The organism is Sphingobacterium sp. LRF_L2 (assembly GCF_965644235.1).
Lineage (GTDB): Bacteria > Bacteroidota > Bacteroidia > Sphingobacteriales > Sphingobacteriaceae > Sphingobacterium.
This window is the reverse complement of the sequence record NZ_CBFFRI010000007.1, coordinates 1-26,426: the sequence shown is the minus strand read 5'-3', so window position 1 is coordinate 26,426 and position 26,426 is coordinate 1. Positions and strand designations below refer to the sequence as shown.

The following is a 26,426-nucleotide window of genomic DNA, read 5'->3' as shown; positions in this document are numbered from 1 at the left end:
CTGTATGGTTATTATTTACTTTTTTATTCATCTCTCAGGCTGTTTACCGGATTCACATAGGCCGCTTTCACGACTTGATAGGCAATAGACAGGCTTGTTATCAACAGACATGCCAGGCCAGCAAAGGAAAACATCCACCATTTTAGGTCTATCCGAAAGGCAAAGTTGTTGAGCCAATGTTCAAGTATATATAAACTGATGGGAACGGAAATGACAAAGGCTAATGCAATCCATTTTAGAAAGTCCTGTGCTAGTAGTATAGCGATATCTCTTATGCTGGATCCAAGAACTTTACGGATGCCAATTTCTTTACTCCGTTTTATAATGTTTATTGATAACAGACCTAAAATTCCAAGAATACTGATGAGAATGGCAACTACTGCAGCTATCCAGATCAATTTTTCGAGGAGTATTTCTTTTTGATACAGTTCAACGATTTGATCATCATAGAAGTTATATTCGAAAAGCTGATCAGGATACCATGTTTTCCAGGAGGATTCCATTGTTGCTAAAAAGCCTTGAAGATCGTGTCCCGTGTATTTTATAGCCAGTTTTTTTATGCGTTCTGCATTATATCCGACTACTGTTGGAGAAATTGGCTCATAGAGGGAGTTCGTGTTAAAATCTTGTACGACCCCTACAATTGTTCCTACGAAAGCATCATTGAGTCCGCCTGCATGTAAGCGTTTTCCTACTGCTTCATCTACGTCAGTTAGTCCTAGGTTTTTAACCATTTTTTCATTGATCAAAAATTCGGGATTTACTTGATCTTCCTTAAAGTTTCTCCCTGTCAAGAGTTTGATTCCAAATGTCGTTAGGTAGGAACTATCGGCTATAGCATAGCGTGCAGGCCATGTTTCCCATTCCTCTCTGTTATCGAATTGAAATGTGCCGCCCCATACCTTATCGTTGGCCGGAGGATTTTCACATCGGCTGAAAGATTCGACGTCTGTATGCCCACGTAAGAAATTAAGTAATTTTTCTTGATTTTTTACGGTTTCCTTTCGTAGGGGGAGGATCAGGATCTTATTCCGGCTAAATCCTACATCAGTGTTTTTTAGGTGGTAAGCTTGTTGTACAATAACGATGGTGGCAGATATCAATAGTAATGCTATGGTATTTTGGAAGACAATTAGGGATTTCATTCCCCAATTCTTGGTTTTTTGTTTTTTTTCTATCCAGTTAATTCTGCTTTGTATGTTATTGATAGAAAAGGCCGGGTAAAGACTGGTCAGTAAAACAACGAATAACCAGATACCGATACCAGTAAACAGAAGATTAGTTATTGATAGTATATAAATGGGTTCTGTGGCGAGAAGATATGTGTTACTCCACTGTAAGAAGAAATAGAGTAGGACAAAGGCAAATAGCAATGCGAGAAAGGAGACCAATATAGACTCGGTGAGGTATTGGGCGAAAAGTTGTTGCTTAGAGCTGCCTAATATTTTTCGGATACCCATTTCTTTATGACGATGAAATTGCTGGGCAGACATAATATTGCAGTAATTGACGACAGCCATCAATAGGATTGCCGTTGCTATGACTGCTAGTATGAGTAAAAGAGATTGTTGCATACCTTTTCCGTAATCTGTATCGAAATGAAATAATTTTAAAGGAAGTAGTTTATACGTATAATACTTTAATACATCTTTATGCCAGTGTTTCGCTACTAAATTCCGAATTTCTTGTTCCACTATCTTTTGATCTTGTGGGTTTCGCAATGTTACAATTATATTATTTGCGCTATTGGTATATCCCCACATATGGAAGAAACCTTCATTTTTTGAAATGTCCCGTACCGCAGCTAAAGAAGAGAGCGAGATGTATATATCGGATCGGAAATCGGAATTTTGACGATCATCTATTATACCTACGACAGTGAGGTTTATTCTCCCTTCTGCAAGGATCGTTTGTCCCATAGCCTCTTTATCAGGGAAATACTTTTGTGCCCAAGAGCGGGTTATTGCTACAGTATTAGGTTTGTTGAGATCATCCGGTACTCCCGATATCCAAGGTTGGTCAAATATGCTAAAATAGGCAGAAGAGGTGTAGGCTGCTTTTCCGTCAGTTTTAAATACACTGCTTCCTACTTTTAATTGGATGTCTTCTTTATCGATGTATAGCGCTGCGCGTTCAATTTGAGGGAGCTCGCTATTGATGGCATCGAACATCGCATATGATCCGCCCTTACTGTGCTCTACTTTGTCTAAATGCAAGTCCTCGACCAATATGAAGGTACGATCGGCTGCGGAGTGAAAGGTATCGAAACTTTGTTGATAGCTTATAAAAGTAAAAATGAATAGGAAACAGGCTATTGCCAAACCTACACCAAAAATGTGTAGCATGGAATAAAACTTATATTTTAAAAGTTGGCGAAATGCCGATTTAAAAAATAGCTGTAACATATTGTTGAAAAGGTTTGTTTATTCGTCTCTTAAGCTATCTACTGGGTTACTTGTTGCGGCTTTTAAAGTTTGCCAGGTAATCGTGGCGAGTGCAATGGCTATTGTTATTATTCCTGCAGCGGCAAACATCCACCATTCCATATCGATACGATAGGCATAGCTTTTAAGCCAGTTGTTCATCATCCACCAGGCCAAGGGCGATGCAATAATGAAAGCTAAGAGTGTTAGTTTTAAAAAATCTTTCGATAACAATATAACGATATTGGACACGGATGATCCAAGTACCTTGCGAATACCGATCTCTTTTATACGTTTATTTATCATAAGTAAAGCGAGGGCAAACAGTCCTAGACAAGAGATAGCAATGGCAACTACGGCTCCGCTGACTATAATTTGTGCAAAACGTTGCTCATCACGGTACATGTTTTGGGTATTCTCGTCGAGATAGGAAGCCGCGATGTTCGCTTTAGGATTTAACTGTTTCCAGATTCGTTCCACGTTCTCCATACTTTGGTTAAGGTTATCGGTTTTCACCCGTACAAAAATATAAGATACAGTGAAGATATTGGGGTTTATTGATAAGGTGAGTGGTTCTACTTTTCGACGGAGATCCTGAAAATTGAAATCGTCAATAATACCGATTACCCGCGGATTTCCATCCATTTCGAGGGTCTTTCCCAATATTTTATCTATTCCGCCTAGCTGAGCGGCCATTCGGGTGTTGATAAGGACGGTCGCGGTATCGTTGGAATAGCTGCGGTCGAAATCACGACCATTTCGTAGTTTTATCCCCAGTGTTTTTAGGTAGTCGTAATCTACGCGCATAAAATTGGTGTAGATTTGTTTGCCCTCATGATCGAAGCCAAAACGGCTTGTTGACATACTGCCGTCACGTCCACGACCCAAGTTAATATCCGAAGCACTTACCCCCTCAACCCAGGGTTGGGATGCGAGTGCTACACGCATTTGCTGTAGTGCTTTTTCATGATCAACGCCTTCTCCAATTGGAATACTGATCACTTCCTCCTTGTTAAATCCTAAGGGACGATCTGCGATATAGCGAAGCTGGAAGCTGATGATAATGGTGGCCAAAATCAGGACCGTGGCAATGCAAAATTGGATGACTGTTAAGCTGTTTCTTAATTTGCTACTCTTTATATTCGAGGTTCCTTTTAGCGTCTGTATAATATTTGAACGTGCAATACGCCATGCGGGATAGCCGCCGGTGACGATCGTAAGAGCCAAGAATAGCAATAGGAAGATGCTCATATTTTGTGTGCTAAACAAATTACCTATGGATAGTTGATAATTCATGAGGGCGTTATATTGTCCTAATAATCCCCAGGCTATGATTAGTCCGATAAACAAAGCGAGAATACAAAGCAGCAGCGATTCTGTCCAGAGTTGTATAATGAGCTGTAATGTCGAGCCTCCCAATGTTTTACGTGTGCCAATTTCTCTATTCCTTGCGAAGGAATTTGCCAATGATAAATTGACGAAGTTAGAACAAGCTGTAAATAGAATTAGGGCTGCAATTGCCAGCAATATCCAAGGAAACTGTGGTGAGCCGCTATGCCCGACATCCAGGTCATTGCGGTGGTAGTTTTTTAAAGGGAGCAGGTGTAATGAAATGTATACGCCATTTTTATCGATTTTTCCTCCGTCCCGTTTCAACATATTGCTTTCGTCCTTGTAGTATAGATCTATAAAGGACTTTGCTTTTTTAGTAAACGTATCATCGTTGATTTTCCCAGAAGCGAGCTTGACAAAGACGCTGTGATCTTTGTGTCCCCAATCGTTTATTGTACCTTGATAATTTGGTTTGTGTTCAAAGCGTAAAAGGGTGTTAAATGTAAGACTTGAATTTGAGGGCACTTTGGCTGCAACAGCGGTAATGGTCTTTGCGTCCCATTTACCGTTCTGGTATACCTCAAGTTGTTTGCCAACAACATCGCTGCGGCCAAATAAGTTCTGTGCGGTGTTTTCATCGATGACCATATTATCCAAGCCATTTAAAGCTTGGGTATTGCCTTGCACTAATGGGAAACTGAAGATGGATAGAAAATCGTTATCTACGTATTTGTTTTCTGATTCGATTTGTTTTTCGCCGTACCGTAAAATAATGCTTGTGTTCAGATAGCGACTAACATATTGTATTTCGGGGAAAGTAGATTTCAGAAGAGGCGCTAGAGGTGTGGGAAGGGTAGAACTCCTATCGATACCTTGTTCAGGCTGGCTCTCCGTATATAGTAAACCGATTTGCTCTTTGTTGGTGTGGAAGTTATCATAAGAAAGTTCGTACATAGCCGTGAGATACAGTAATGTGGCTGCAGCAATAGCAACGGCAAGACCGAGAATATGTATAACACTAAGTGTTCTTGTTTTTCCCAACGAACGCCATGCTACTTTGATATTGTTTTTTATCATCTTTTCCTACTTTTATGTTATTCCTAATGTTTTGTATGCTCACTATTCATTTCTTAAGCTATGAACGGGATTTGTATTGGCAGCTTTGAATGCTTGGAAGCTTACTGTTAGGATAGCTATTCCCACTGCGCAGGCACCTGCTAAAGTAAACATCCACCATTCAGGCCGTATATGATAAGCAAAATTCTCAAGCCATTTGCCCATGGCCCACCAGGCAATAGGAATAGAAATGACTATTGCAATAATGACCAATTTTAAAAAGTCAAAGGAAAGAAGGCTTATCAATTCAAAAACAGAAGCACCTAATACTTTACGGATGCCGATTTCTTTAATACGTTGCTGTGCAGTATAGGTAGCTAATCCCAATAGACCAAGACAAGCTATAAATAATGCAAAGCTAGAAAATGCGGAGAATAAGGTTCTAAAGCGAAAGTCTGCTTCGTATTGTTTGTTAAAATTCTGGTCTAAAAAACTGTATAAAAATGGTCTGTGAGGAGCAATCTTGCTCCATGTGGAGCTTAACCTTTCTAGTGTTTGGACCATATTAGCCTGTTTTACTTCAATTGTGAGGTATCGACTACTTCCAGGTTCTAATCTTAATGCTAATGGTTCAACTTTACTATGTAAAGAAAGGTAGTTAAAATCTTTGACAACACCGATAATCTGTCCCTCTTGTCCCCATTGAGAGAAGCGTTTTCCGATAATATCTTTGGGGTCTGCGTAGCCCCATACACGAGCTGCAGCTTCATTGATGACCATAGCATGTGCTGTATCTGTCGGAAAATCTCGGGAATAAGCACGTCCGGCAGCTAGGGCAATATGAAAGCTCGGTATAAAGTCGATATCAACTTCAAATAGTGAGGGATTTATTCCCATCATTTTTCCTTCTGCAGATTCAATCTCGGTATAGGCATTTGGAAAGAATGTTCCTGGAACAGTTCGGGAGGCGGATACGGACAGTACGTCTTTATCATCAGCGAATGTTTTTTTTACCGCTTCCAGCGAATTTCGGATCTTTTCATCAAAGTTGAAGTCGATGACAAGCCTTTGTGTGGTTTGAAATCCCAGGTCTTGGTGCTGCAGATGCGTTAATTGAGAGAACACGATGAGTGTGCCGGCAATGAGGGCTATGGAAAGACTGAACTGAAAGATGACTAACGTTTTTCGCAGTAAGTTACTTCCGGTTGTCCCGCTTCGAATTCTCTTTCCGTGGAGTACTTTGACCGGTTTGAAGCGGGCTAAAATTAATGCAGGATAACTGGCTGCAAGAATACCGGTGATCAGCACGATTCCTGAAAACACGAATACAGTATTTAATTGTATTAGACTTAGCCATGTCAACTGTTTCCCGGTGAATGTTTCCATGAAGGGTAGAACGATTAAGACTATGACGATAGCTAATACCGCAGATAGGGCAACCAACATTAGCGATTCGGACATAAACTGAATAATGAGGTTGCTCCGACTAGCGCCGACCACTTTCCTGACGCCAACCTCTTTCGCTCGTTCCATCGATCTTGAAGTTGCCAGATTCATGAAATTTACACAGGCGATAGCGAGTATAAAAACTGCAATGATCGAGAATATGTATAGATTTTGCATGTTACCCGTTACACCAGGTTGTCGACTGGCATCAGAATGTAAGTAGGCTTGGGATAGTGGCTCAAGATCAAATGTATATTTGTCTTCTGCAAATGCCTGTGTACGTTTTAGAAAATCTGGTATCTTTTTTCGAAACTGGTTGAGATCGAATTTTTCACCTACCAGGATGTAAGTGTAGAAATCAACATATCCCCATGCCTCGAATAATTCGGGAATGTTCTTTTTAAATGTACTCATGGAAAGGAGCGCGTCGAACGTAAAATGTGAGTTGCTCGGAATATCCTCAATGATGGCCTTGACGGTATAGATTCCTTCATTTGCTCTTCCTGCTGCCAATCCTCCATCTAGTGTTTTTCCAATAGCGTTTTCATTTCCGAAATATTTTTGTGCCGTACTTTTTGTTAAAACAGCCGAATACGGTGCTGTTAAAGCTGTTGTGGGGTCTCCAGCCAGGACTTTCCAGCTGAAGACTTGAAAAGCGGTAGAATCCATGAAGAAAACACGCTCTTCCTGAAATGCTTTTTCTTTATATTTAAATAAGATGGATGCCTGCCCAGAGAACTGGGTTATTTTCTCTATTTCGGGAAAATCTGCTTTAAGTGTTGTGCCTATGGGGGCATTTCCCCAGATCTCTTTACGCGCTAACGTATTCGTTTCTTTTGATGTATGCACAACGCGGTAAATCCGATCCTTATTGGTATGGTATTGATCAAAGGAAAGCTCATCCTGAATATATAATACAATCAATAGACAACAGGCAAGCCCCATCGCTAGACCGAGGATATTGATAGTCGAGTACCCCTTGTTTTTTAAGAGGTTTCTCCAAGCAATTGTTAGATAGTTCTTTACCATATGGTTGTACTTTATTCGTGAGATCGTTTCTTTATTATTGTTAATCTACCGCGATTATACAGTAGACAATTCCTAAGCCTTGTTTTTATCTGTTTGTTTTTTAGTTGTTTATGTTTTTTTAATTTTTCTGTATTGTTCGATTTCGAACAGTAATTGTACATCAGCGAACAGCTTCGTGACCATCAAAGAGATTATGCTGTTATGGCTTCCTCATTTTGTAGCTTGTTCCTTATTCGTTACGTAAACTGTCTACCGGATTTGTTTTTGCAGCTCGTAAGGCTTGGTATCCTACAGTTAGCAGCGCTATGGCTAATGAAAATAAGCCAGACATAAGGAATGACCACCAAGGAATCTCAATTTTATAGTTAAAATCATCTAACCAGGTCGATAATAACCACCAAGCGATAGGTGTTGCGATAAGTAGCGCGATAAGTATTAAACTTAAAAAGTCAACGGACAGCATGTGGATTATTTTATAAATACTTGCTCCTAAGACTTTACGTACGCCAATTTCTTTTCTACGTTGTTCTGCTGTAAATGCCATCAAGCCAAAGAGCCCCAAACATGCTATGCCAATGGTAAGGAACGAAAATGTGGTAATGATTTTATTTGTTTTGTATTCTGTGGTATAAAAACCAGTGATATAATCGTCTAAAAATTGGTAATCAAAAGCTGCATCGGGTAGCTGTTGCTCAAATATGCTCCGTAGCTGTGTGACATACGTGGTTATGTTTTCAGCATGGTGGCGGATAAGGAAATAACGATAGCCCTCGTTTGGATTATTCATCCGGTAGTAGGTATATCCTCCCACTGCATCTTTGAGACTTTCGAAATTAAAGTTTCGAACCACACCCGTAATGATGGTATTTGTTGACATTTCTGTCTGTACGTGCTGTCCGACCGCTTCCTCGGGGTTTTTATAGCCAAGATAACCTGCGATAACCTCATTGATTAGCATATAGCAGCTTGTATCATTCTTTGCGATTAATTCTGGTATATCTGACCCTGCAAGGAGGTGTAAACCTAGTGTGGGAACAACAGGGCCATAGCTGCTTGACGATCTTATCGGAAGGCCTTCCTTTGCCCCTCCTGGTCGATATATTGTTTTTCCACTTTCTCCAAATCCAGGATAGCTCTGTACGGTAGCTAGAGCATCTGTATTCGCTAGGTTGCTTATGGATGCTTTAATATTGTTAAATTTTTCGGGAGAATTTATGGATCGAATTGGAACAATCACAATACCATTTGGCTCATAGCCTAGATCTTTTTGAGCCACATGCTGCATTTGTAAGGAGACAACGATGACTCCAATAATTAGGATGCTAGAGCAGGTGAATTGAAAGACTACAAGTCCCTTCCGTAAATAATTTGCCTGATTACTATTGATAATGAGTTTTTTCATGAGTGTCAAACTCGGAATCTTCGACATCATTACGGCAGGATAACTTCCTCCAACAAGCGTCACTAGAAGCCAAATGCCAAAACATAGCAGGCTATTTTCTAGAGAAAGAAGTTGCGAAATGTTTAATTGATCAGAAATTAATTGGTTGAAAGCAGGCAAAGCGACCAACGCTATACCTAGTCCTACTACAATGGCAAAGAATGTAATGATTGCAGTCTCTATATAAAAGCGAACTTTTATTTGGCTGCGTTGCGCCCCTAAAACTTTATTTATTCCTACTTCTTTCGCATTTTTCTGGGAACGAGCAGTCGCTAGGTTCATGTAGTTGATACAAGCGATGATCACGATAAGAATAGAAAGTAGGAAGACGGTGCGTACGGTGGTTATACTGCCTTTCTGTTTGGTTATACTGTCGCGGAAGTCGGCCGAATACAAATGTATTTTCGATAAGGGCTGCAAAAAGAAACGTATGTAATATTGGTGATCCTTTGGGACGTATTTGTCGATCAGTGCCGTTGCTTTTTTGCCGACGTTAGCCACGTCAGCATCGGGTCTAAGTAGACAAAATGTTTGGTAGCTCGCATTAGACCAGTATACATTTTTGCCCATCCAAGAGTCCATGATATTCAAGAATAAGTCGGCTTCAAAGGTACTGTTTTTAGGGAAATCTTGGACGACTGCTGATACCGTAACTGTGTCCCGTTGGTTGATGATTAATTTTTGATTTAAGGCTGGTTGGTCTCCAAAAATTTTTTGCTTTTTCTGTTCAGAGATAACAATGCTTTTGGGATTTAGGAAGGCGGTTCTGCTGTTCCCTTCACTAAATTTCAAGTTGAAAAGATCAAAAAGAGAAGAATCCACTAAATGAATATTTTGCTCGATATAGTTATGCTCGTTTGCCCTTATGGAACCAAATCCTGTAAAATCAAGTTTAACGATACGTGCCATGGAGGTAATCTCTGGTATGTCAGCAAGCAAAGCTGGACCTACAGCATTCGGCAGCTCGGTCCATTTTTCAAAATTATACTCACTGTTTGCCTGCATGATAACCCTGTATAGGTTTTCTTGCTTGTCGAATTGTTTATTGAAGCTTAGCTCTTGACGACCGTAGGTAACGAGTAATATAGCTACACATAGACTAATGGCGAGTCCAAATATGTTCAGCAAACTGAAGAATCGATTTTTAAGAATGTTTCTCCATGCAATTTTTATATAGTTCTTGATCATCGTTTAAAATTTAACAGGGTAATTAACCTATATCTTGGGCCTCGCTATGTTATCGTTTTTATTCGTTTCGTAAACTATCAATAGCCTTGCTATTAGCGGTTTTTAGGGCTTGATAGCTAACAGTAAATAATGCGATAAGTATAGAAACTGCAGCGGCAACTAAGAAAAACCACCATTGTATATGGATCCGGTAAGCAAAATCAGTCAACCAATTATGCATTGACCACCATGCGACAGGAAATGCAATAACATTCGCTACGATCACCAGACGTAGGAAATCTTTTGTCAACAGTTTGAGGATGCTACCGACGCTTGCGCCAAGTACCTTACGGATACCGATTTCTTTAATCCGTTGTTCCGTCATGAATGCTGCTAATCCGAATAAACCTAAACAGGCTATAAAAATAGCTAAGATTGAAAACGCAGTAAATAAGTTGCCGGTCTGTTTGACGTCTACATACATCTTTGCATAACTTTCGTCGAGAAAGCTGTATCGTATCGTTTGGTTTGGTGCAAATTTATCCCAAACCTGCTGCAAAGCTTGGATGTTTGTTTCCATGTCTTTGCCGGTAAGTTTTACGGCCAACATCGTAGGGCTATTGTTCAGGGCTAGGCATAAGCCTCCGATATTATCTTTTAAAGACTCAAAATTGAAATCTTGAACAACTCCTATCACGGTGTAAACCGTTCCATTGGTGATACGTGCTCCAATAGGATCCTTTAGTCCGAGATTTCGGGCAAGCGTTTCATTGATGATTACTGCAGAAGAATCCGAAACGATATCTTTCGAAAAATTTCGTCCAGCAACGAGTTGCATACCGAATGTCGTTAAGTAGTTTTCGTCTATGCCCCAAAACTGACCATTTTGACTCGCCTCTTGGGTTTTGCCTTCGTTCCAAAAGCCATTTCCGTTACGTTTTACACCCGAGGCCTGAACGGGTAAATAGTCGCTTATTGAAACCGATTTTACTTGAGGGAGTTTCCCGAGTTCTTCTTTTAACGCTTTTAATTGGCTGCCTAATGTTGCTGTTCCCTGTAGTACAATAATCTGATCTTTATCAAATCCTATTTTTTTGTTCAAAATGAAATTCATCTGGTAGTTTACGATAAATGTGCAGATGATAAGAATCACGGATGTTACAAACTGAAAAACCACCATACCATTCCGCAGGGTAGGATTCTTGGAGCCTTGTCGAATTTCACCTTTAAATACCGATACTGGTTTAAAACTCGATAGATAGAAGGCAGGATAAATACCGGCAAGGATTCCTACAAATAGGGCTGCAAGAAAAATAGTAAAGAAGAATACCCCGTTTAACCACGGAAAATCAAGAGTTTTTCCTGATACCAGATTAAATAGAGGAAGGGTAATCCACGCAAGGAGCACGCCTATAAGGAAGGAGAGGAGGCTGTATAATACAGACTCACATAAAAATTGAACGATAAGATCACGGCGTTGAGATCCGATGACTTTGCGAAGTCCGACTTCCTTGGCTCTGTTGGCTGATTTTGCAGTAGATAGGTTGATGAAATTGATGCAGGCAATAAGTAGTATGAAAACTGCAATAGCACCGAACAGCCAAATGAATTTGATATCTCCTTGCTCAAACTGTTTATAATCCATTATACCTGTTGAGTAGAGGTGAATATCTTTAATGGGTTGTAAAGTCAGCTCTACCGTTCCCCAAGTATCGGCAGATTTGCCGTTATTTAGTTCTCTAAGTTTTGGTATCCAATAATTTTTTTGGATATGTGCTGTCAGTTTTTTCTCAAATTGTGGGATATCGGTACCTTGGCGCAATTTGATGTAAATAGGGTAATTTGTCGCTCCCCAGTTGTCTTGCTCGCCAGGATAGAAAACGAAATCTTTTAACGTCAGCAAGAAATTAAAACAGTTTAGATGTGAGTTGCTTGGAAAATCTTCTATAACGGCGCGTATGGTGTAAGGAGATTCTTTATTGCCATTCAGGTAGATTACTTTTCCAACTGGATTTTTGCCGGGAAATAGCTTATCAGCTTTGCTCTTTGTCATGACCAATGACCGCGGGGCAAGCAGTGCCTGCTGCCGGTTGCCAAATAGTACAGGTAACTCTAACATGTCCAGAACTTCTTGATCCATATAGGTAAAGCCATCTTCATAGACACTTTCATTGTTGTCTTCGGTAGACACCTGATTACTACCAGCACCGTAAAATAATGCATTGGGTAAAATTCTGCCTACATATTCAACTTCGGGAAGGTCCGTTTTTATGACTTTACTCAACGGCGCTTGGAAAGACGTTCCTCTTTTGATGACCCCTTGATCATTGAAAACACCTACTATGCGGAAAATCCGATCAACATCTTTATAGTTGTTGTCATAGTTTTTTTCATGAAGAATGTAAATTGCTATTAATATACAAGCCGTAATACTGAATGCAAAACCTCCAATTTTGATCAATGTATACATTTTGTGTTTGATCAAATTTCGCCAGGCGATTTTGATGTAGTTCTTTATCATGGTGTGTGATTTTATGTCGTTATTTACTCGTCTCTTAAACTATCAACTGGATTCGCTCGTGCGGCTTTTATGGATTGGTAGCTCATCGTAAAAAACGCAATGAAGAGGGTGACTACAGCCGGAATCATAAACATCCACCAGGATAGGTCTATTTTATAGGCAAAATCATCCAGCCATTTATGCATTGCCCACCATGCAATGGGGGTGGCAATCAAAATTGAAATGAGTATAAGTTTGATATAATCCTTTGATAATAGTCCGACAATCCCGAGTACGGTGCTTCCCAACACTTTGCGAATGCCGATTTCTTTTGTGCGTTGTATTGTGGTGATGGTAACCAGGCCAATCAGTCCCAAACAGCTGATCAGAATTGTCGTCGATGTAAATAGGTTAATGATCTTCGAAAACTTGAGGTCACTGCTATAGAGTTCTTTAATTTGCTGATCATAGAAGTCGTATTTGAATGGAGCTTGAGGATAGTACTTCTTCCATTCTTTTTCAATGTGCTTTAACGTTTCTGGCCAAGTCGCTGAATTATTGTTGAGTTTGACGCTGAGCCTGTTCAATTCCCATTTTTTAATTGCGCTCACCATCATGACCGGTTGGATGGCTACATGGTGATTTTTTGTGTGGAAATTGTCGGTTACTCCCACAATCTGCCGCTGTTTGTCCGAATACGTCACAAAAATCCCGAGGGCCTGTTCGGCAGATTTAAAACCCAATTTTTGAATGCTGGCTAAGTTTAAAACGATGCCTGTGCTTGTGTCGGCCAGCTGTAATGGTCGGCCAGCTAGCATTTTGAAATTATAGAGCTTAAAGTTATCCTGATCGACAAATTTCACTTGTACATCCACTTTTACCTGTCCCGTATCACTTTTTATAAATAAGGTATTTCCCCAATGGTCCATGCTCATGGGGAGGTGGCCTAAAGAAGCCTGCTCGACTCCAGCAACATGGGTAATCGCTTGCTTGAACACGAAGGGGTCAACATTGCTGTCCTGATAGCTTTTGCTGGGAAAGCGTAAGGTGATGATTGCATCCTTGTCGAAACCGGGATTGCTTTGTAGCGCATGTTTCAATTGTAGACCAATGATACAAGTTGAGATAACAAACAGTTGAGCAATCAGAAATTGAAAAATGATGAGTATTTTCCGAAAAGAAAGGCTACCAAATTTGATGCTTTGTGTGTTCGATATTTTAATGACTTCAACAATCTTGACTTTGTTTGTTAATAGAATGGGGTAACCTGCTGAAATGAAGGTGATTGTAATTGTCAATACGGTTAAAAATAAAGCCACTCCCCAGGAATCGGGATAGTGCGTAAGCTGATCCGGAATATAAGAGGCTAAAATAGTTTGAATAAGAACCAGTAAAGGCCAGGATAAAAGTACAGAAAAGGCTGTAATGCAAAACGTTTCTAGCAAAAAGGACTTTGTAATTCTTTTTTGACTTTCGCCTAATGTTTTTCTGATGGCAATTTCCTTAGCCCGTTGTGGGATTTGTGCTGTAGTCAGGTTGATGTAATTGACGCAGGCCAGTAGGAGAAGAAATATACCGATACCAATCAGACCATACATTATTTTTTTATCCACATTATTTTGGGCGTAAGGCGTAAAATGTAAGTCTTTTAAAGATATAGTATTGATATGCATCTTAAATCCGAACTTGTCAAATTCAGCATGCGTCATTTCGTAGGCCTTTTTGTCGACTGTTTTGATGAAGTTGGGAAGGGAATTCGGGGATTTTACCTTAACAAAAAGTTCCCAGTTGGAGTTTGAGTTGTTCCAATTTGTGCTTGTCCATTCCTTTTCCGGAACCCGAATAAATTCTTTGCCGATAAAGCTGCTTGGATGAGCCAGATCTTTTACAACAGCGCTGACATTGTACAAAGTGCTGTCATAGGACAATGTCTGTCCGATGATTTGGTTTATGGGCATACTTGGAAAATACAGTTTCGCCCGCGATTCCGTCAGTATAACTTCATGGTTGTTTTTTAATACATTTCTTTGGTCACCGGCCAACCAAACGTAAGATGTCATTTTGAAGTAGTCGCCTGTTGTGCCGATTATTTCAGTTTGATCTTCGAATTCTACTTTTTGTGTACCCCCGTTATTACTGACGCGTTCGAAATATTGTTTAAAGACGGGGACCGTAAGTTCAATATTTGCGAAGTTTTCTTTGATGTATGCCGGTAAGGGAGCGGGGACACCATCAAAATGATCCAATTTATCTTTTTCTTCGTAAGAAGTATGAACCTTATAAATCTGTTCCCTTTCCGGATGATGTTGGTCAAAACTAAATTCATAATTGACGATACGGAAAATAAGCCAACAGGCACTAATTCCAATGGCAAGTCCAAATACATTTAAACACGCAAAGAGGCGGTTTCGCCATAGTTGTCTGAAAATTAATTTAATATTGCTCATTGTCGTTTGGTTTATGAGATTAATAGTTGGTTACTGTGTGGATTTATTAGGTCGCACTTGTTTCCATAATGACCTGTCCGTCTAACATGCGAATGATTCGATCGGCGAATTTGGCGTCATGTTCGCTATGGGTCACCATGACTATTGTTGTTCCCGCTTCATTTAATTCCGTTAGGAGCTGCATAACCTCATTTCCATTGTTGGAGTCGAGGTTTCCTGTAGGTTCATCCGCAAGAATTAATTTGGGGTTATTTACGACGGCGCGTGCTACCGCTACACGCTGTTGTTGTCCGCCCGATAGCTGTTGCGGAAAGTGGTTGCGGCGATGCATAATTTGTACTTTTTCCAATACTTCTTCAACGCGACGCTTGCGTTCTGCAGCAGGGACATTCGTGTAAACTAAAGGAAGCTCTACGTTTTCAAAGACGGTGAGCTCGTCGATCAGGTTAAAGCTCTGGAATACAAATCCAATGTTATGCTTGCGTAGGTCTGAACGACCGCGTTCTTTGAATTTGGCAACTTCAATATCATTGAACAGGTAGCTGCCTTCATCAAGATCATCTAATAGTCCAATGATATTGAGCAAAGTCGATTTGCCACAGCCTGAAGGACCCATAACGGCAACAAACTCGCTTTCTTTGACATGGATATTCAAGTTGTTTAATGCTACTGTCTCGACTTCTTCTGTCCGGTAGTATTTTTGGAGATTTGTTATTTTGATCATATATTTTGTGTTAAGGGGCACTATTTTTTTATATTCAATTCTTGGATCTTATCGTATGTTTCGTAGCTCGAGACAATCACTTTATCGCCGGGATGTAAACCGCTAATTACTTCATAGTATTCTGGATTCTGTCGTCCTAATTGTATGTCGACACGGTATGCCGTTGTACCATTTTTATCTAATTTAAATACCCAGTTGCCTCCCGTTTGCTGGTAAAAACCGCCCTTTGCGAGTAATATTGCTCTTGTTTCATCGCTCAGAGCGAGACGTATCTGTAAAGTTTGTCCTCTACGAATTCCCTTTGGCGCGTCACCTACGAACTCCATATCTACTTGAAAACGTCCGTTGGTTACCTGTGTATAGACTTTCTTAATCTTTAGTTCGTATGTTTTTCCACCAATGAGAAATTGGCCAACTTGTTCCGTGAAGATACGGTTAATATAGTGTTCATCGATTTCTGCTCTGACTTTAAAGCCTGTGAGTACGTCTATTTGGCCGAGGCGTTCGCCGGCATTTTTGTTTTGGCCGATCTCTGCGTCAAAGGATGTAAGTTGACCATCTACAGGGGAGCGAACGATGAGATCTCCCACCTTTTGCCGCATGAGCTCTAGCGCACTTTGTGTACGTTCATACGTTTTTTGATCTTGGGTTGCTTTTTGGTGATTGGATACCTCATCTTGTTTCAAGATCTGCTTTGTAAGCTCCACACGCTGTTTCTGATAATTGTATTCATTGACAGATTTTTGATATTCTTGAGAACCGATGGCTTTTTCGGTATATAGTTTTTTGTTTAACGTATATATACGCTCGGCTTCTTTGAGCGCTTGCTCAACTTCAGCCATCTGATTGCGATTGGATATAGTAACCTGTTGTGCGTTTGTCTGTGCAATTTGTGCTTGTGTTAGGAGATTCAACACTTGTGTTTCTTGATTCACAAGGCTAAGTTCCAGATCGGTATTGGACAGACGCATAATAGGATCGTTCTTTTTGAGTACCGCACCATCTTCTACATATTTTTCTTCAACACGGCCGCCAACAGAAGCATCCAAATAAATACTACTTATCGGTAATACGGTTCCATTGATTGGGATAAATTCCTGAAATGTTCCTTCTTTTACCTCGCTGATGCTTATCCTGTCTCCATCGACGTTTAATTTGCTATTTCCACTTGTAAAATAATAGCTAGCTCCAATTAATGCGACAATACCTATAACGCCTGTAAGCGTTAATATACGTTTTGTATTCCATTTCTTCTTTTCTAAAGGTCTGTCCATAATATGAAGTCGATTTTATTTATGGCTATGAAAGCTGTGCCAATAATGTAATTTACTGATTTTTAGAGTCTTGTTTTGTTTGTGCTATTGTTGGGTGTTCGATAGTGGACAGTTCTTGTTCGGTGGCGTACAACTGTGTGTAGATAATTCTATTTACCAAACTTTTAACCAACATCCTACTAACTTCGGATGTTGTTCCGCCTTTGACTTACTATTTACTTACTGCCGTTATACTGTCGCGTTACATATGTAAAGCAACAGTATAACGGCAGTATAACAAAAGTATAGCGATGACCGAAGAAAGGTAGAAGTTGGTCCGAAGAAAGGCAGAAGAATGATCAAATAAGGAAATTATTTTAACCGTAGATTTATAGAAATATGTGGGTTATTTTGATAGCAGGATCAAATTTTTCTACTGCTGGATTATTGAATGCTACATTGTTCATCTACGTACACCGACTGTTCGTTAATGGACATTTTTGAATGTAATGTTTTTGTATGTATTTGGTATACAGCTGTTTCTTTATTTGGCATGCCCTGTGTTTGCTGATTCTAAAATATATTGAGTATGTTATTTAGAATCCTTGCTTCGATTATATTGAGTTGTCTTTTTCATGCAGGGAGAGGGCAGGCTGTGAATAGCTTGTCTCTTTCAGCGTGTATAGAAATTGCGGTCAAAAATAACCCTAATTTGAGAAAATCGGAGATTAGTTTATCACGTAATGAAATCCTTTATAAGCAATCGCAATATAACCGTCTGCCTTCAGTCAGTGGTGGATTGAGTCATTATTACAACCAAGGTCGAAGTGTAAATAGTACGACTAATCAATTTGTAGAATCCAGTTATTTCTCTGGAAATCAATCGTTGTCGCTGAGTGTTCCTGTTTTCAATGGATTACGCATTTTGCATGATACCCGTATGAAGGCAAGTGCACGTGAAGCAGGAAAGTTTGAGTTTGAAACTGCTGTTAATGAACTCAAATTAGATGTTATTGAGGCATATGTGTTGGTGCTTACCGCGCAAGATATGCTTAAACAGGCAGAAGGACAACTTGCTGTAACAGTGGAGACCCTTCATCGATCAGAGATACTGAATAGGGAAGGGGATATAAATCCAGGCGATTATTATGATTTGAAAGGACAAGCAAGTTCGGAGCAGAATACATTAATGGGGACCAAACAGACGCTAAACGATTGTAAGGCTCGCTTAGCATCTCTATTGAATATGTCTCTTGATGTTTTGCCAGATCTTGTTCCTTTGGCTTTGCCTTTGGGAGAAGGGATCGTTTCGCGTGAGCTGCTCTACAAACAAGCTTTATCGGTGTTACCTCAATTTCGAGCGCTTGAAGCGCGTATAAACGAGGCTAAACAAGGTATTCAGGTTGCAAAGTCTTCTTATTACCCTTCGTTATCTTTTTCTGCAGGAATTGAGTCACGCTTTTCAAGCGTGGATCCAGCAGGCTATAATTATTGGAAGCAGTTTAAAAGCTATCCATCAAAGTGGGCGGGATTGACACTTAGCGTTCCTATTTTTAGTCAGATGAGTATCCGGACTAATGTGAAGCTAGCAAAATTGGATTTGAATGAAGCGGAATGGAACCAAAAAATTCAAGAAAATAATCTCCGTGAAGAGACGGCTAAGGCTGTTTTTAGTTTGATTACGCTGCAAAAAAATGTATCCAACTTGTTGGATCAAGAAGGAAGTTATACGGAAGCTTTTCGCATAGCACAGGTGCATTTTGAGGCGGGTAATAGTAACTCTGTATTGTTTCTTACGGCAAAGAACAAGTTAGATAACACGAAAAATCAACTGCTAATCAAACAATATGAATGGTTATTGCAGAAATATATTAATGACTATTATGCAGGCTCATTGGATTTATAGTTATCTTAGTAAACGATGAAAAAGGCTTCTGTATTAATAGTAGATGATGACCAGGATCTTTTGACCGCTGTGCGTATTCTTTTGAAACCTAAGGTTAAGCAGGTGATTGTGGAGAAGAATCCCGAGAATCTCTTAAATATCTTAGCAAAAGAAGTGGTGGATATTGTGCTTTTAGACATGAACTTTAAGAGTGCTATCAATACTGGAAATGAAGGGATATTTTGGCTTGGGAAGATTAAGACACAATATCCGCAGATCAAAGTTGTTATGATAACTGCTTATGGTGCTGTGGATTTGGCTGTGCGATCATTAAAACAGGGGGCTTCCGATTTCATTGTAAAGCCTTGGCAGAATGACCTTCTATTACAGACGTTGAGCACGGTCTTTGAGGAGGCGAAGCAAGATACCGGGGGCAAAAAAGTCAATGTTAAGCCGTCCGAAGAATCGGAATTGGTGGGGCGATCAGCCATCATGGAAGATTTACAGTATAAGATGGACAAGGTGGCTCCTACTGAAGCTAATATTCTGATTTTGGGTGAAAATGGTACAGGAAAAGATTTGATCGCGCAAGCTTTGCATCGTCGTTCATTGCGGTCTAAAGCGCCTTATGTGAAGGTTGATGTCGGGGCATTGACAGATACTCTTTTTGAAAGCGAATTATTCGGATACAAAAAAGGTGCTTTTACCGATGCTCGAGAAGATCGTCAAGGGAGATTTGAAGCGGCACATGGTGGAACTTTATTTCTTGATGAAATAGGAAATATTACCCTTCAGCAACAGGCTAAGTTATTGACGGTATTGCAAAATAGGTTGGTAACACCTCTGGGGTCGTATCAAGGTATTCCTATCGATATACGCCTTTTAAGCGCTACAAATGTACCCTTGAAATCTTTAGCGGATGAAAGCCGCTTTAGGAAAGATTTGATATACAGAATAAATACGGTAGAGATTCAAGTTCCGCCATTGCGCGAGAGGGGGGATGATATTGTATTATTGGCTAATCATTTTTTGAAATTTTATAACCAGAAATATCATAAGCATATTGAAGGGATAGATGGAGATGCATTGCGAAAGCTGAAATCCTACCATTTTCCTGGTAACGTGCGTGAGCTACAATACAGTTTGGAGCGAGCGGTAATAATGGCTGAAGAACAAAGTATCCGAGAAGTTGATATTTTGTTTTCACCTATAGAACAAGATGCGGTTTTAGCGTCCGCAGTTGGAAATCAAACGATTTCTAACCCGAGTTTAGAAGAAATGGAGCGTAAGGCGATTCAATCAGCTATTGAACGCTATGGAGGAAACATTAGTAAGGCGGCACGAGAATTAGGTCTTACCAGGGCTGCACTGTACCGTCGTATGGAGAAATACAACATTTAAATGGGGAGATCTGGTTTCTTTTACTTTTTAAAGGTGTTGGTTATGTTGGGAGGAGCGACAGCGATAGCCTTTTTGTTGTTTTTGAAAGTTTATGTCTACGCTGCAGGTCTTTTTCTGCTGTTTTTTTTTGTGAGTTACCAATGGTTTCGTGCAGAGCAAAAATTGGTCAATCATGTATTGGATTTTTCGGAGGCCGTGCGTTATCGGGACTTTACGCGACGTTTTGCTGTAAACCGTGTAAAAAGTGTCGAAGGAAAGCTTTTTACAGCCTTTAATCAAATCAATCAGGTATATAAACAAATTAGTATAGATAAGGAGATTCAACATCAATATCTGAACAAGGTTATCAATATGTTGGATTCTGCCATTATTTTTTATCAGTCTGATACGGGAAAAGTCATTTGGATTAACGATGCGTTCAAGCAGCTTTTTAAGACACCACATTTGGGAAATATCGCGGGGTTAACAAAACGGCATCAAGACCTGTATGAGAAAACGATCCATATGAAGACGGGAAGGCAGCAGGTGGATACGGCTAATTCTGCTGTCGGCAAGATCAAGCTTTTGATGCATAGTTCCGAATTTGATACACAGGATGGAAATTTCAGAATAGTAGTCTATCAGGATATTAATGAAGCTATCGATGAAACTGAAACTAAAGCGTGGCATAAGCTGCTAAGGGTTTTGACACATGAAATTATGAACTCGATAGCGCCTATTAGTTCCCTCGCTGAGACATTGCACGATCGACTTGAACAGGGACATCGGGAAGAAGATATTGAAGATCTGAAAGTTGGTATTTATACCATAAAACGCCGAAGTGAGGGGTTGCTTCAATTTGCAAAGAGTTACCGACTGATTAATAAAGTGGATCAGCCTAATTTTGACGAGATTCAATTGAAAGTTCTTTTTGAGAATATTTATCAGTTGTTAGAACCCACACTGCTACAAAAAAATATAGATTTAGATATTATATTAAAGGATACGAGGCTTGTTTTGCGGGCCGACGTTAATTTAGTTGAACAGGTGCTGATCAATCTTCTCCTAAATGCTATAGAAGCGGTCAAACAAGTGGACAGTCCATATATTAGTTTGGCAGGAATAAATAGAGATGGTTATACGATTATCAAAATACAAGATAATGGCTGTGGAATGCCTGCAGATATACAGGAGCAGATCTTTACGCCTTTCTTTACAACAAAAAAATCGGGCACAGGGGTGGGACTTACATTGAGTAAACAGATTATGCTCTTACATAAAGGCAATCTATTTGTGGAGAGTGAGGAGGGGAAAGGTAGTTCCTTTATACTTCAATTTCAGCCTTAAAGCAAGATCAAAATATTATTTTTGCAGCATGTTATGTTATAATTGGGCTTTAATTAAACATTTTTTTATTTCTAATAGCAGGCATGGTACACATTCTCCTTTTGTTTACGGACTTACAGAAAATGTGATCTATACCCATGATTACAAAGCTGCCCCTGTGGAGTTTCCATTTGATTTTTCGGCGTGCTATAAATTTTTGTTGAGGGATTTACTTTCGTTTTTAAACATAAGGTCTATAGCGTATTTTCCATTTTCTGAAAATAACGAAGCCTTATGGGCTGACCTAGGAACTGTGTCGGAGGAAGAAATTATCGAAGCAGTCCGTGCCGGCAAGATTGTCGTTATCCATGAGCCGACAAAAAGCAAAAAAAAATGGGATAGATTGATCCATAATCCTGCAGTGGTCGTTTCCATTAACTTATTTCATTTTGGCGTCCTGATGCAAAGAAAAGGCCAGCAAAAAGAAAACTTTGTATTGCGTTATCCTTATTGGATAACGCGTGAAAAAGAGACCTCATAGGGGGATAGACCAATCTAAAAGGCTTCGCTAATACTTAAGTAAAATCCAGATTGTCTAGATTCTCCAGGTCTTTTTTCGCCATAGGCATAATCAAAACGAATTGTACTATTATGTTCTAAGCTGAAAAAATAACGGATACCACCACCAAAACTCGGTACGAAACGAATATTGTGCTGCTCAGAGAACGTGCTTCCTGATCCAGCGAACCCGACGATACCAAAGCGAGGCATAAATCTGTAACGAAGTTCTGCTTGGGCGGTGGCATAATTACGGTCTTTATAACGACCTAAATAATAGCCGCGCATCGTCATATCACCTCCGAGGTCCCGGTAAGCATAAAAAGGAATGTTTTTTCCAAATGTGCCTCGGTATAGGATCTGACCGGCAATCGTTAGTGTCTTGGATAAAGGATGAAAGGCTCTTATATCAGCTTCTAATTGACTTCCTTGATAGTTGTCCTTTCCGAAAAAATTGGGCGCATAAGCATATTTCAGTCGGGAATATATGCCGACGGTTGTATACGTTGTATTGTTGCGGTTGTCGTATAATGTGGATATTCCCAAGGAAACATAACGGCCTCCGGTTTTGCCTAAGACCTCTGGGCTGTCAAAAATGCCGCCAGACTCACGATCGTTAAATTTGAAATATTCAAAACTACTATTTACGCCAACATAGAGGTTCGAAGCTATGTTTTTTTCTACATCTATCTTTGCACGGATAAGCTTTTGTTCGATAAAGTCTTCATCTGCTGCCCAGGTATCTGCGCCTAATCCATAAAAATTGAAAGGCCAATCACGGTAACGTAACTCCGATAAAATATGATATTTATTCTTTTTAGTCCAGATGTCCGTTAATAGTTTGATATTCTTTTGTTGTTTTGTCGTCAGTGTTCCAATCAACGTGACGTTCGATGTTCTGCTTGCTAGGTCAGCTTTGTCTAGATAGAAGTTATAAGTACCTGCAATTCCATATTCAAGTCCTGATTCTTGTGCATATCCAACAGCAGGGAGAAGGATAAGACTCGCCGAACGGGTGGAATCTTTTTCGGATGATAAAAATTTATTGATTACTCTTTTTACTAGATTGCCTTCTTGTGCATGGGTGGAAATTGTAAAAATTAAATTAAAAATGAGCGCGAAATAAAGTGTTTTCTTAATCGTAAAATCGAAATTCATGAATATGTAAGTATATGCTGCCTTTTAAAGGCGGTGCAAGATGTAAATTATTTCATTGCATATCAAGTATATGGTAAAAAACAGCGTTTTTTTTTCGTAAATAGTTTTGAAGTTTCGAAGGAGTCGCTATCTTTGCATCATCAAAATCAAACACGGTTGTGATGTTTGAGGAAGATTGGAAAAGTTCTTTAACACGATAAAAAAAAGTTTTTTAAAAAACTTGCAAATGTCAAAACAAAATTAGATTTTTGCACTCGCTATCTGAAAGGATAGACGTTCTTAGAAAGAGAGTTTTTTAAAATATAATTCGCCTCTTTAGCTCAGCTGGTAGAGCAACTGACTTGTAATCAGTAGGTCATTGGTTCGATTCCGATAAGAGGCTCTAAAATGCAAAGAAATTTGCAGGTTTGGAGGGGTTCCAGAGCGGTCAAATGGGACGGACTGTAAATCCGTTGCTTCGGCTTCGAAGGTTCGAATCCTTCTCCCTCCACACTTTTTTTAACCGTTCGAATTTTTACTCGGAATTCGAACAATAAGCGGAAGTAGCTCAATTGGTAGAGCGATAGCCTTCCAAGCTATAGGTTGCGGGTTCGAGACCCGTCTTCCGCTCATTTTTTTTAATATTTGATTTAAGTCTCTGTCTTTTTGGTGAAAATATCTAAAATAAGGTGGGGGCATTTATCTGTAGATAAGCTTTTAGGAAAGCCGAAGTAGCTCAGGGGTAGAGCACTTCCTTGGTAAGGAAGAGGTCGTGGGTTCAAATCCCATCTTTGGCTCGTATAACAAAAAAGTTTTTTACTTTTGTAAAGGATTAATTAAGAAATATTTTATAATTACTAATTCGCATAAACATGGCAAAAGAGAAATTTGACCGTAGTAAACCACACTTAAACATTGGTACTATTGGTCACGTTGACCACGGTAAAACTACTACTACAGCCGCTATCACTAAAGTATTAGCTGATAAAGGTTTGTCAGAAGCTCGTTCATTTGATTCAATTGACTCTGCTCCTGAAGAAAAAGAGCGTGGTATCACAATTAACACTGCACACGTTGAGTATTCAACAGCTAACCGTCACTATGCGCACGTTGACTGTCCAGGTCACGCCGATTACGTGAAAAACATGGTTACTGGTGCTGCTCAGATGGATGGTGCTATCATCGTTGTTGCTGCTACTGACGGTCCTATGCCTCAAACTCGTGAGCACATCTTATTGGCTCGCCAGGTAGGTGTACCTGCTCTAGTTGTTTTTATGAATAAAACTGACTTAGTAGACGATGCGGAATTATTAGACTTAGTAGAAATGGAAGTTCGTGAATTATTATCATTCTACGAATTCCCAGGTGATGATATTCCAGTAGTTAAAGGTTCAGCTTTAGGTGCGTTAAATGGCGAGCCTGAGTGGGTTGACAAAATCATGGAATTAATGGATGCTGTAGATAACTACATTCCAATTCCTCCACGTTTGACAGAATTACCTTTCTTGATGCCTATCGAGGACGTATTCTCAATCACAGGTCGTGGTACAGTTGCTACAGGTCGTATCGAAAGAGGTGTAATCAACTCTGGTGATCCAGTTGAGATCTTAGGTATGGGTGCTGAGAACTTGAAATCTACAGTTACAGGTGTTGAGATGTTCCGTAAGATTTTAGATTACGGTGAGGCTGGTGATAACGTAGGTTTGTTGTTACGTGGTATTGAGAAAACTGATATCCGTCGTGGTATGGTTATCTGTAAACCAGGTACAGTAACTCCTCACACAGATTTCAAAGCTGAGGTTTACGTATTGTCAAAAGCTGAAGGTGGTCGTCACACTCCATTCTTCAACAAATACCGTCCTCAGTTCTATTTCCGTACAACAGACGTAACAGGTGAAATTTCTTTACCAGAAGGTACTGAGATGGTTATGCCTGGTGATAACATCACTATCACTGTGAAGTTGATCAACGCTATCGCTATGGAAAAAGGTCTACGTTTCGCTATCCGTGAAGGTGGTAGAACAGTAGGTGCTGGTCAGGTAACTGAAATCTTAGCGTAATCTTTGGATTATACTACAATATAAAACAAGCTAATTAGCTGAGGCTAATTAGCTTGTTTTTTTCTCTAGCTTTTATAGTTAGAAAAGTAAAAAAAAGATAAATAATATTTGCTCTAATAGTGCTTAAACACTATATTTGCATCAGTAAAATAAATTCTACACGGGCATAGTTTAAAGGTAGAACGAAGGTCTCCAAAACCTTTGGTCTGGGTTCGAGTCCTGGTGCCCGTGCTAAAATAATTTAGGTAAACTAAAAATGGCTAAAGTACTTGATTTTTTTAAAGACTCTTATGTCGAAGTTACGGAGAAAGTAACTTGGCCAACTTGGTCTCAGTTACAGAGTTCGGCTGTGGTAGTACTTGTAGCATCTATCCTTATTGCGTTAGTTGTATTCGTTATGGATAAAGCGTCAAGCAATGTGTTAGAATTGTTGTACGGAATTACCTCCTAATTATCAATAAAATTTTATGGCAGATCAATCGTTGAAATGGTATGTAGTTCGTGCCGTTAGTGGAAAAGAGAAGAAGGTAAAGCAATACGTAGAAGCTGAAATCGGGCGATTAGGTATACAGCACTTGGTTCCACAGGTATTGATTCCTATGGAGAAATACTACCAAATGCGCGATGGTAAGAAGGTTGCTAAGGAGCGTAATTACTACCCAGGATATGTTTTGATTGAAGCGGCATTGGATGGGGAAATTGAACATGCTATCAAAAATTTAAATAGTGTTATTGGATTTTTGGGTGATAAAGCCGGGAATGCAATACCATTACGTCCGGCGGAGGTTAACCGTATCTTAGGTAAGGTGGACGAGATGGCCGAGCAGGGAGAAAGCATGAATGTTCCTTACTATGTTGGTGAAACAGTAAAAGTGAACGACGGTCCTTTCAATGGTTTTACCGGAGAAATCGAAGAAGTTCACGAAGACAAGAAGAAACTTACGGTGATGGTGAAGGTCTTTGGAAGAAAGACGCCACTAGAGCTGAATTATATGCAAGTAGAAAAAGAATAAAATTATTAGTAATTAATGATATAGGAAAGCTTTTCATGAAAATTGAAAAGCTTTTTTTGTATCTTACTAAAGATGAAACGGTCAAGGGGCATGTTTGATTGGATCAATCGGAATTGTTGGGGGCAATAAAAAGTATCATGTTTAAATGTTGTGGAGAGGAGAAAAAATAATGAGATATTTGCAGCTTGATATTTTGTTGAGATGCACGATTCTTTTAAAGCCCTCTTACCGCTGCTGATTCCAGAAGGA

At 39.7% G+C, this 26,426-nt stretch carries 16 protein-coding genes and 5 tRNA genes; 12 read left to right on the top strand and 9 right to left on the bottom strand.

Features of this window, described 5'->3' with window-relative positions:
• Positions 1-23: 23 nt before the first annotated feature.
• From ACSZOX_RS14755 to ACSZOX_RS14720, 8 genes are all read right to left on the bottom strand, one after another.
• Positions 24-2,345, bottom strand: coding sequence for an ABC transporter permease (locus tag ACSZOX_RS14755; RefSeq protein WP_437920828.1), 2,322 nt, complete (start codon positions 2,343-2,345; stop codon positions 24-26).
• Positions 2,346-2,423: 78 nt separating this feature from the next.
• Positions 2,424-4,832, bottom strand: a complete 2,409-nt coding sequence (locus ACSZOX_RS14750) for an ABC transporter permease (protein ID WP_437920827.1) — start codon at positions 4,830-4,832, stop codon at positions 2,424-2,426.
• Positions 4,833-4,874: 42 nt separating this feature from the next.
• The gene (locus tag ACSZOX_RS14745; RefSeq protein WP_437920826.1) at positions 4,875-7,286 is read right to left on the bottom strand and encodes an ABC transporter permease; all 2,412 of its coding nucleotides are present in this window, start codon (positions 7,284-7,286) and stop codon (positions 4,875-4,877) included.
• A 229-nt stretch (positions 7,287-7,515) separates the two neighbouring features.
• Positions 7,516-9,915, bottom strand: a complete 2,400-nt coding sequence (locus tag ACSZOX_RS14740) for an ABC transporter permease (protein ID WP_437920825.1) — start codon at positions 9,913-9,915, stop codon at positions 7,516-7,518.
• Positions 9,916-9,973: 58 nt separating this feature from the next.
• On the bottom strand, positions 9,974-12,415 hold the full coding sequence (locus tag ACSZOX_RS14735; RefSeq protein ID WP_437920824.1) for an ABC transporter permease: 2,442 nt from the start codon (positions 12,413-12,415) through the stop codon (positions 9,974-9,976).
• Between the two features lie 23 nt (positions 12,416-12,438).
• Positions 12,439-14,841 (bottom strand): ABC transporter permease, encoded by a 2,403-nt coding sequence (locus tag ACSZOX_RS14730; protein ID WP_437920823.1) that lies wholly within the window; start codon positions 14,839-14,841, stop codon positions 12,439-12,441.
• 46 nt (positions 14,842-14,887) lie between these two features.
• Positions 14,888-15,565 carry an ABC transporter ATP-binding protein gene (locus tag ACSZOX_RS14725; RefSeq protein WP_437920822.1) on the bottom strand — a complete coding sequence of 226 codons (678 nt, stop codon included), beginning with the start codon at positions 15,563-15,565 and terminating at the stop codon, positions 14,888-14,890.
• 20 nt (positions 15,566-15,585) lie between these two features.
• Positions 15,586-16,839, bottom strand: coding sequence for an efflux RND transporter periplasmic adaptor subunit (locus ACSZOX_RS14720; protein ID WP_437920821.1), 1,254 nt, complete (start codon positions 16,837-16,839; stop codon positions 15,586-15,588).
• A 568-nt stretch (positions 16,840-17,407) separates the two neighbouring features.
• Here ACSZOX_RS14720 and ACSZOX_RS14715 point away from each other — a divergent pair.
• The 4 genes from ACSZOX_RS14715 to ACSZOX_RS14700 are packed head-to-tail and all read left to right on the top strand — an operon-like array spanning position 17,408 to position 21,950.
• Entirely contained in the window at positions 17,408-18,724 is a 1,317-nt protein-coding gene (locus ACSZOX_RS14715) for a TolC family protein (protein WP_437920820.1), read from the top strand.
• A gap of 15 nt (positions 18,725-18,739) precedes the next feature.
• Positions 18,740-20,104, top strand: a complete 1,365-nt coding sequence (locus ACSZOX_RS14710) for a sigma-54-dependent transcriptional regulator (RefSeq protein ID WP_437920819.1) — start codon at positions 18,740-18,742, stop codon at positions 20,102-20,104.
• A complete protein-coding gene (locus ACSZOX_RS14705; RefSeq protein ID WP_437920818.1) occupies positions 20,105-21,430 on the top strand; it encodes a sensor histidine kinase in 1,326 nt (441 codons plus the stop codon). It abuts the gene before it with no gap.
• Between the two features lie 28 nt (positions 21,431-21,458).
• Positions 21,459-21,950, top strand: a complete 492-nt coding sequence (locus ACSZOX_RS14700) for a hypothetical protein (RefSeq protein WP_437920817.1) — start codon at positions 21,459-21,461, stop codon at positions 21,948-21,950.
• A 14-nt stretch (positions 21,951-21,964) separates the two neighbouring features.
• Here ACSZOX_RS14700 and ACSZOX_RS14695 read toward each other — a convergent pair whose 3' ends face one another.
• Positions 21,965-23,125, bottom strand: coding sequence for a BamA/TamA family outer membrane protein (locus ACSZOX_RS14695; RefSeq protein ID WP_437920816.1), 1,161 nt, complete (start codon positions 23,123-23,125; stop codon positions 21,965-21,967).
• Between the two features lie 309 nt (positions 23,126-23,434).
• On the opposite strand from ACSZOX_RS14695, the gene ACSZOX_RS14690 reads away from it, so the two are divergent.
• The 8 genes from ACSZOX_RS14690 to nusG all read left to right on the top strand — a co-directional run bounded on the left by ACSZOX_RS14690 (position 23,435) and on the right by nusG (position 26,177).
• Positions 23,435-23,507: transfer RNA gene (locus tag ACSZOX_RS14690), tRNA-Thr, on the top strand.
• A 27-nt stretch (positions 23,508-23,534) separates the two neighbouring features.
• Positions 23,535-23,615: transfer RNA gene (locus ACSZOX_RS14685), tRNA-Tyr, on the top strand.
• A 46-nt stretch (positions 23,616-23,661) separates the two neighbouring features.
• Positions 23,662-23,734: transfer RNA gene (locus tag ACSZOX_RS14680), tRNA-Gly, on the top strand.
• A 95-nt stretch (positions 23,735-23,829) separates the two neighbouring features.
• Positions 23,830-23,901, top strand: a tRNA-Thr gene (locus tag ACSZOX_RS14675).
• 75 nt (positions 23,902-23,976) lie between these two features.
• Positions 23,977-25,164 carry an elongation factor Tu gene (tuf, locus tag ACSZOX_RS14670; RefSeq protein WP_437920815.1) on the top strand — a complete coding sequence of 396 codons (1,188 nt, stop codon included), beginning with the start codon at positions 23,977-23,979 and terminating at the stop codon, positions 25,162-25,164.
• A 160-nt stretch (positions 25,165-25,324) separates the two neighbouring features.
• Positions 25,325-25,395 (top strand) — tRNA-Trp (locus ACSZOX_RS14665).
• 25 nt (positions 25,396-25,420) lie between these two features.
• On the top strand, positions 25,421-25,615 hold the full coding sequence (secE, locus tag ACSZOX_RS14660) for a preprotein translocase subunit SecE (protein ID WP_437920814.1): 195 nt from the start codon (positions 25,421-25,423) through the stop codon (positions 25,613-25,615).
• A gap of 16 nt (positions 25,616-25,631) precedes the next feature.
• Positions 25,632-26,177 (top strand): transcription termination/antitermination protein NusG, encoded by a 546-nt coding sequence (nusG, locus tag ACSZOX_RS14655; RefSeq protein WP_437920813.1) that lies wholly within the window; start codon positions 25,632-25,634, stop codon positions 26,175-26,177.
• Positions 26,178-26,426: the final 249 nt, after the last annotated feature.